Origin of the sequence: Tumidithrix elongata BACA0141 (assembly GCF_036349135.1) — a bacterium.
In the GTDB taxonomy this organism is placed as follows: Bacteria; Cyanobacteriota; Cyanobacteriia; order Pseudanabaenales; family Pseudanabaenaceae; genus Tumidithrix; species Tumidithrix elongata.
The window spans coordinates 1-8,081 of the sequence record NZ_JAZBJZ010000167.1 but is presented as its reverse complement, the minus strand read 5'-3'; the positions used below and the strand labels follow the sequence as shown (position 1 = coordinate 8,081).

At 45.8% G+C, this 8,081-nt stretch carries 6 protein-coding genes; 3 read left to right on the top strand and 3 right to left on the bottom strand.

Features of this window, described 5'->3' with window-relative positions; translation table 11 throughout:
- Positions 1 to 212: 212 nt before the first annotated feature.
- Positions 213 to 752 carry a zinc ribbon domain-containing protein gene (locus V2H45_RS23850; RefSeq protein ID WP_330486194.1) on the bottom strand — a complete coding sequence of 180 codons (540 nt, stop codon included), beginning with the start codon at positions 750 to 752 and terminating at the stop codon, positions 213 to 215.
- Between the two features lie 182 nt (positions 753 to 934).
- On the opposite strand from V2H45_RS23850, the gene V2H45_RS23845 reads away from it, so the two are divergent.
- Positions 935 to 1,750 (top strand): pentapeptide repeat-containing protein, encoded by an 816-nt coding sequence (locus tag V2H45_RS23845; RefSeq protein ID WP_330486193.1) that lies wholly within the window; start codon positions 935 to 937, stop codon positions 1,748 to 1,750.
- Here the strand turns inward: V2H45_RS23845 and V2H45_RS23840 are convergent.
- Complete coding sequence (locus V2H45_RS23840; protein ID WP_330486192.1) at positions 1,744 to 3,081, bottom strand: HlyD family secretion protein; 1,338 nt, start codon at positions 3,079 to 3,081, stop codon at positions 1,744 to 1,746. The two genes, V2H45_RS23845 and V2H45_RS23840, sit on opposite strands and share 7 nt — an antisense overlap.
- A 93-nt stretch (positions 3,082 to 3,174) precedes the next feature.
- On the opposite strand from V2H45_RS23840, the gene V2H45_RS23835 reads away from it, so the two are divergent.
- Positions 3,175 to 3,792: a TetR/AcrR family transcriptional regulator gene (locus tag V2H45_RS23835; protein WP_330486191.1), complete on the top strand. Its 618-nt coding sequence runs from the start codon at positions 3,175 to 3,177 to the stop codon at positions 3,790 to 3,792.
- Between the two features lie 180 nt (positions 3,793 to 3,972).
- The gene (locus V2H45_RS23830) at positions 3,973 to 6,570 is read left to right on the top strand and encodes a low-complexity tail membrane protein (protein ID WP_330486190.1); all 2,598 of its coding nucleotides are present in this window, start codon (positions 3,973 to 3,975) and stop codon (positions 6,568 to 6,570) included.
- A gap of 22 nt (positions 6,571 to 6,592) precedes the next feature.
- Here V2H45_RS23830 and V2H45_RS23825 read toward each other — a convergent pair whose 3' ends face one another.
- Complete coding sequence (locus V2H45_RS23825) at positions 6,593 to 7,789, bottom strand: FAD-dependent oxidoreductase (RefSeq protein WP_330486189.1); 1,197 nt, start codon at positions 7,787 to 7,789, stop codon at positions 6,593 to 6,595.
- Between the last annotated feature and the right edge of the window lie 292 nt (positions 7,790 to 8,081).

The window sequence follows — 8,081 nt, the reverse complement described above, 5'->3', positions numbered from 1 at the left end:
TTCCTATGAAACCCCTCTTCTGTCTTTATTGCAAGGTTTTGTCCTGTACTAAGGGGTTATTTATGATAAAGCCTGAACAATCGTCATAGGAATTTTAAACCTCTTTAGTGAGCTATTAATTACTCAAATTGCTTTCAGCATCGGTGGGTATTCCAGATTTGGTGAATTCTGCGATTTCACGACTTATCTCAAAAGATAATCTAGATAGCTCTCTAAGCTAAATGATGTCCGCAATTGGAACAAAAGCGATCGCTTGGCTCGATTGCCTTACCGCACTGACTGCAAAACCGACGGGTACTGGAACTGGAGGTTGACATTGATGTCGAAGTCGCCACAGATCCCATACGCATTTCCATCGGATTCATATTCATTTGCATATTTCCCATTTTTAACGGTTGCATTGGCAGCATCGGGCTCATGGGTTCCATTGGGGTGGAGAACGACGGAGCGCTAGCAACCTGTTGCATCTGCATTTGTTGGGCACTGCCAATGAAAGAAGTTTCGCTTGTAACGCTCGTTGCATTTCCTTGAACGCTAATAAAAACCTCTCCTTGCGCAGTAAAAATCTCGATCGCTGCACCCATGGGAGTACGGAAAATCTTTGGTGGAGCAGTCCAGACACCAGTGCTAATACTACTGCTAGTCTGTTGCTGCTGGCTTGGGCTGCTCATAACTGTAGTAATCATGGTTTGAGTGCCTTGATTGTCGAGATAGATGCTGTAACCTGAGCCTAGTTCGCAAACGTAACCCATGATGCCTCCTAGTAAAACAGCTCTTTTACAGTCTATTGTAAGTTCGAACTATGTACAATTGTGCAGCCCAAACAAAGAGGACGATTCAAGCCAATCGGCTATAAAGGTCTTGTACTGAGATAGAATCGAAACTAGCAGTAGGATAAGCAAAGTTTTGTACTGTCATTATTGGGATTATACAAATGAGCAACCAGATCTATGCTAGTCAAGATTTACAGAATAGATCTTTTATTGGAAAGGATCTGACTGGAGTAGATTTTAGTGGTGCTGACTTGCGGGGATGTGATTTTACAAGAGCGATTTTGGTTGGGGCAAACTTCGATCGCGTGATTACTGGGCAGAGTCAACGGCATATCCCTATTTCTATTCTCTCGGTAATTATTGCGGCGATCGCGCTAGTGGCTTTCAGTTTTATGCTTGAAAAAATTGATAGCTTATTGTTTGATTCGTTCGGAGATCTTTACAGAAAGATAGTGAATGTTTTACTGCCGATCGTTCTGATTCTTTTGCTTTTCTTACGGGATACAATCCTTGAGAAGTTTCCCAGAATCACTAATTTCTTGGGCGATGCTAGCTTTGGGATTTTCGTAGTGATGACGGTTCTTCTGACATTAGGGCTGGGGTTTATTAGCTTTACGGGCACGTTTCTTTTTTTAATTCCGACTTTGATTTCCGCAATTATCAGTTTTTATGTATTTCAATGGTTTATCGAGTCAATAAAGAAGAAAATAGGAACTTCATTTAAGAAAGCTAACTTGACCGATGCAAATTTTAGTCAGGCGATCGTCAAGAATACGGATTTTTCGTTTGCTCTATTGTCAGGGATTTGCATCAATGGGTGGCAACTCGATTCACATACGCTATTTACAGGTGCTAAATGTGACTATCTGTATTTAAAACCACAGCAGCAACAGAGTTATCCACTTAATAGTAATTTCCAAACTCAGGAGTTTAAAGATTTTTTGAAGCAATTCACTGAGATTGATTCAAATCAGTGATTTAAATCAATCTCAGCATCGGCAGGCATACCAGACTTGGCGAATCCTTCAGGTTTATCGATCGCTAATTTAACGCCAAACACTTGCTTAACGCGATCTTGTTTGAAGTAGATATTCTCAGGGGTGAAGGAAGCTTTGGTATCAATTTGAGCGACATGGGCGATAAAGGACTTATTGGGATTGGAATCGAGAAAGACCCTAGCAGTCTGTCCGACGCGAATCTTACCGATGTCGCCTTCGGGGATATAACATCGCAGATAGACAGCATTAGGATCGAGGACGGTGAGAAGGGTTTTACCCGTTGCTACGATCGCACCGGGTTCGAGGGGGCGACTTTGAACAATGCCATCAATCGGACTTTTTACCTTAAATGAATCCAATCGTCGCTGAATTTGATCGCGGGCTGCCTGCGCATTTTTGACCTTTGCTTGAGCCGCCGCCAATTTTGCCAGAGCCTGTGTCTTTTGCATAGAATACGCATCGAGTTGAGCGCTGCGAATATCAGGATTGAACCCTGTAGATTGTGCCTGTACAGAATTTCCTTGGGCAGCTAAGAAGCGATCGCGAGAAGCTCTAACCGCAGCTCTGCTGGCAACGAGCTTAGCTTCTGCTGTAGCCAGATTTGCCGTGGAATTCTCTAACGTGGTTTGCTTTTGATCGAACAGTTGCTGGTTCACTGCTCCTTGTTTGACCAACTCGGCATAGCGATCGCGTTCTATGGTCGCCAGCTTTAGATCGGATTTTGACTGCTGTACCTGTGCTTCCGATTGCTTGACGACTGCCTCGGCTTGCCGCAGATCGGACTCAGTGGCAGAAACTGTAAATTGAGCTTGGTCGATGCGTCCGCTAGCGTCACCTTGGGATTGCTGTAGGTTAAACGTAGCTTCGCGGATGCGACTCTCGGCAATAGAGATTTCTTCTTTAGCTTGTGCTTCTTCTTGACGGGCTGATTCGATTTGGGCGTTTAAACCGCTGAGTTGGGCAGGAACTTCTTCATCTTCGATCTCCACGACGACCTGCCCTTTTTTTACAGTATCGCCCTCCCGCACGAGAATGGTTACTACCCTTCCGCCAGTCTTTGCGCCAATATCCGTCTCATCGGACTCCAAACGTCCACTCACATGCAGAATGGTTTCAGGTGGTTTCGGCAAAATCGTCCAAATGCCATAGCCGATCGCACCTATCGCTAATCCTAAAGGAATGGCTAACCGAGGATTAAATTTCTTTGTTTTTGGGGGTGCTTTGTCATTACCCTCAGATTTAGGCTCGGAATTTTGCGAGTCGGGCTGTTTTTGAGGAGCTTCCTGAGGATTAGGGGCAGCTTGGGTCATAATTTAGCGATCGCGATAGAGTGCAGATTTACAGATCATACTAGACAGTCTAGTATGAGTAAACGCCAAATTTATTAAACTTAAGTTAAGTCCATGACTCTTGCTGTAAGTCATTCCCTCACAAGCGATCGCAAAAAAGAAAAAATATTGCAAGGGGCGATGCAGGTTTTCTTTCGCGATGGGTATGCGGGTACGAGTATGGATCGGGTAGCGATCGAGGCAGGGGTTTCTAAACAAACGATCTACAGTCACTTTCACGATAAAGAGAGCCTATTTAAAGCCCTGATCGAACAACTGACGATCGCGCGATTTCAGGCTTTATTTGAGTCCGATCAGTTGAGCGGCGAACCCGACCAACTCTTGCGGCAGTTGGCAGAAACCTATTTGCTCAAGGTCGCGGAAGATCGAGAATATCTGAGTTTGTTAAAGGTGATTATTGCGGAATCTTCTCGCTTTCCAGAAATGGCAAAGCTTTACTATCAAACGGTAATCCAGCGGGGACGGCAGCTTTTGAGTCAATACTTTGACGCTCATCCCGAGCTAGGGATTAAGGATGCAGAAGCAGCTTCTCATATTTTCTTTGGTTCCCTCGTCTCTTTTGTGGTGGTACAAGAGATCATTCATGGCAAAGAGATTATGCCCCTCTCTTCCCAAAATCTGGTGGATTGTCTGATCGACCTTATGGTTAGAGGTTCAACATTTAAGTCCTAACCGCAATGATGGTCTGCATATGACAGTCGGCGACGAGATCAACTGTTCATGGGATAGTGGTTAATGCCCCAGCAGAAAAATATAGAGGTTGTTAAATTTTCGATCTGCAATGTCATCATCCTGTCACCTAACCCATAATCTAGTAGCTAGTCCCTTATCGCTATTTTTGAGGTTGTAGGCATGACACAACAGAATCCCAGCCCTATTCCTAGCCCTATTCCTGGTCGTAGTCTACCCAGCTCAACTTATCAAAAAAACGAACCCTTTTTGTGGGCGCATATAGCTTTGTTATGTGCTGTCCCACTCACACTTGCTTTGAGTATGGGTGGTTTGGCTGTTGGCGATCCTGTGTTTCCGTCGTGGTTGGAAACGATCTTGCTTGGGTTACCTCCCGCTGTTTTTGTCACTTGGGTGCAATGGCAGCAGCCCCTGTCACCCTTTAGCCTTTGGTTTGTGGCGAAACCCGATCGAGAACTTAGCGATAATCAGCGACGGGTACTGTCTTTACTCAAACAGCATCCCAATGGCTGGCATACGGGGGGCTGGATCGCGGTAGCTGCTGCGGTATTTATGTATGTCGTATTTCGCCAAATGTATCAGGCGGCTCCCTTAGCGGCAGCGATCGCTCCTTTCCCCGATGTGCTGAGAATACTAGGCATTGTGTGGGCAGAGGCTTTCTTTTTGGCAAGCAATCTACTTTGGCAATCGGGCATCGCGGCGATCCGAGTTTTACTCGCATCCCCTGCGGAATTCGATCGCTTGACTCCTCACCCTATCGAGAAAATTAAAAATGACTTCACGACCTTGGGCAAGCGATCGCCCCATCTGCTGCTGATTATCCCCTTACAAATGAAGGCGGAGTTACTCGATCCATCGGATCCATCCACCGCTACAACAGAATCCCAGCCCGACGACACACCAAATGCTCTGACTAGCAGTCTCAATCAGCTTTTCAGACCAGATTCTCAAGTTTCACAATTGGTTGCAACGACCGCCACAAAGCTTTCAGAAATTGCGACAAATTTGCTCGGTAAATTTCAGCAAGCACCTGTCAAACCTTTAACCAAGCCCCAGACAAAACCTGTAACATCTCCAGTTCCCTCAGCAGACTCAGAAGCGGATTCTGATTTTGATGATGACTTTGACGATCGCCCCTTATCCCTTTTGGGCTCTGAACCCACTCGCAAAGCCGCCCCAGAGGCAGAAGTTCCTGAAGCGGCGGGACGCATCCTGCAAGGAATCGCTGAGACGGATGAAGTTGAGGATTTAAGAGAAGTTCCTGAATCACTCTTGGGATCTGAGCCAGATGCTGAAGAATCCTTAAAGGAAACTTTAGAGGATTCTGAAGAGGAGGAAATCACTGAAGCGATCGCTGAGGAAACAGAGATTAACGATCTGCCCGAAGTCACTAAATCCCTTTCAGAGCCTGATATTGAAGAACTTGTTAATGAAGAAGCTTTAGAGGAAGAAATTGCTGAGCCTGAAGAAGTCACGGCAGGGTTTGACGATATCCCAGAAGCGATCGCGCCAGTTTTAGACGCTGAACCTGAGATTGAAGAAATTCTTGATGAAGAGGTTTTAGAAGATTCTGAAGAAGAAATCCCTGAGGCGATCACTGAGGCTGATAAAGTTATAGAGGAGGATTTACCTGAAGAATCCGAATCCCTCTTGGAGCCTGAGCTTAACGCTGAAGAACTTGTTGACGAAGAGGCTTTAGAAGATTCTGAAGAAGAAATCCCTGAAGCGATCGCTGAGGATATAGAAACCACTGAAGAAATCGACGATCTACCTGAAACCACCGAATTTATTTTGGAGACTGAGATCGATGATGAAGAGCTTCTGGAGGAGGAAACATTACAGGAAGAAATTCCTGAAGCCACCGAATCTCTCTTAGAGTTTGACTTAGAGCCTGAAGAGCTTATAGGCGAAGAGATTACAGAGGATCTTGAAGAGGAGGGGATTCCTGAAGCGATCGCTGAGGAGGAAGAAATTACTGAAGAAATTGACGATTTGACTGAAACTACTGAATCCATCTTGGAATCTGAACTTTACTATGAAGAATTTTTGGAGGAAGTGACAGAAGAAGTTGAAGATCTACCTGAAACCACCGAATCCCTCTTGGAAGAAGAATCTGACAATGAGGAATTCTTGGGTGAAGAGATTTTAGAAGATTTTGAAGAGGAAGAAACTCCTGAAGCGATCGCTGAGGATGCAGAAATTCCTGAAGGAATTGACGATCTGCCTGATGCCACCGAATCCCTCTTGGAATCCGATCTGGACAGTGATGAAGTCCTTGAAGAAGAATCATTGGAAGAAACCGCTGAAACAAATGAAGTTGCGTTAGAACTTGACAATATCACAGAAGCTGTTAAACCAACTTTAGAGTCTGAGCCTGATCGCGAAGCATTGCTAGAGGAAGAAGAGACTTTAGAGGATTCTGTAGAAGAGAGCTATGAAGCGATCGCGGTGGTGACGGAAACTACTGTAGTCATTCCAGAAAAAATCGAGCCAGATCCGCGATCGCTGGATCGCCCAAGCGAGCCTATGGATGACGATGTTACCGCAGCACTTGATGATACGGCTGAAATAAGACGACGAGAAAGGCAGGAGGCAGAAACAATCAAGGCAATGTTTCAAGATCTAGATCGGCTAATTGAGAGTCGTTTTTCCGATCTGGGCGAACGAGGAACAAATGCTGTCGATGCTTCTAAGAAAGATGTCAAGGAAACTCCGAAAAAGAGCGAACCTGAAGAAGATGACGATGAAGAGTGGGTTTAGGCTATGGGGAATTTCTCAGGGATTAGCCCAGCCCAATAAACTGTTCCATAAACTGGCGATCGAGCCAGTCTTTCCAATGCCACAGCGCTGTCGAGGGACCAACGCAAAGATTGCCCCAGACAGCAACGGCTTCCCCTGTTCCCGTACCAATCAGGGCAAGATGCCGTTTTTGCGGATAAAAAGGAACAGGGAGTTTTCCTAACGAGACTCGCCTGAGATTGTCGAACAGGGGCTTTCCTTGACGCACCGCAAATACCCCAGCTTTGGGTCGGGGATTTTTCATCATGGTGGCAATGTCACCCGTCGCAAAAATCTCAGGATGCGAGACCGATCGCAGCGTATTGTCTATGAGAATAAAGCCCTGCTCGTCAGTAGCTAAGCCTGTTTGCTGAATCCATTGGGGCGCAGTCGCATGGGTCACCCAGAAAATGCGATCGCAAACCACAGTTAATCCAGACTGGCAGTGCAAAATCTTTGGCAAATCCCAAGTATTCGGATCGCACGGGTACTCAGATTCTGGAATGACTGCACTGACCGATTCCTGTAAATGGAGGTGAATACCGCGTTGGGTGAGCAGTTGGCACAAGCGATCGCCGATTCTTGCAGAATATCCTGACATTAACGTCGGTTGCCGATGAAATAGATGCATTTCTACCTGTGCGGCTGACAGTCCCTTCGTTTGGAATATCGTCTCTAATCGCGCCGCGATCGCAAGGGATAATTCAACCCCACCCGCGCCACCACCGACAATACCGATGCGCAAAGGACGATCTGGAGGAATGGCGCGATCGCTTTGTAAAGCCGCCAAAAATTTCTCCCAATGGGCTAGGAACAGGGGCACGGGTTTCGCAGGAATCGTATAGGCTGCTGCCCCCGGAACTGCCATGATTGCAGGGGTACTACCAATATCAATCGATAGCCAATCAAAGGCTATTGGGGGATTTCTTTCGCATAAAACTCGCTGATTGGACAAATCTAGCCCCACTGCCCGATCTAAAATCAGATTGGCTTTAGCAAATTTCGCCAAGTCTATGAGGTTGATGTGACAGGTCTCAAAGTCGTAAAAGCCGCTGATATGCCCTGGCAACATTCCTGAATAGGGCGCATGCACTACATCTGTAATTAGGGTCATCCGAACCCCTGACAATGGCCACATTCCCAATAATCGTAGCGCGATCGCGTGGCTGTGCCCTCCACCCATCAAAACCAGTTCTTTCATAACATCGCGACTAGCAATATCCTATTCAATTTGTCGGTAGAATTCATGAATTGTTCCTACTATTCTAGACTTATCCTCAAAAGTAGACCTCAAGCGTATTAGACTAATCAAAGCTCCCTATGGCAAAGCTTGGGGTTACCTTGTGCGCGTCCTGAACTTGTTAATCCATGGGGGTCTGACCTAAGAACTTCGTTAGTTGGCAAGAGGTTTAGCAGTTATGAGAATTAAAAAAATTACTTTAGAGAGTGTTTGAGAAGTTAAGCAAGACGTTTTAGGAGGATTTGAATCATCC

Excerpts from the sequence above, each read along its gene's own strand:
- V2H45_RS23850 (WP_330486194.1), bottom strand. The coding sequence starts at position 752 with ATGGGTTACGTTTGCGAACTAGGCTCAGGTTACAGCATCTATCTCGAC.
- V2H45_RS23845 (WP_330486193.1), top strand. The coding sequence starts at position 935 with ATGAGCAACCAGATCTATGCTAGTCAAGATTTACAGAATAGATCTTTT.
- V2H45_RS23840 (WP_330486192.1), bottom strand. The coding sequence starts at position 3,081 with ATGACCCAAGCTGCCCCTAATCCTCAGGAAGCTCCTCAAAAACAGCCC.
- V2H45_RS23835 (WP_330486191.1), top strand. The coding sequence starts at position 3,175 with ATGACTCTTGCTGTAAGTCATTCCCTCACAAGCGATCGCAAAAAAGAA.
- V2H45_RS23830 (WP_330486190.1), top strand. The coding sequence starts at position 3,973 with ATGACACAACAGAATCCCAGCCCTATTCCTAGCCCTATTCCTGGTCGT.
- V2H45_RS23825 (WP_330486189.1), bottom strand. The coding sequence starts at position 7,789 with ATGAAAGAACTGGTTTTGATGGGTGGAGGGCACAGCCACGCGATCGCG.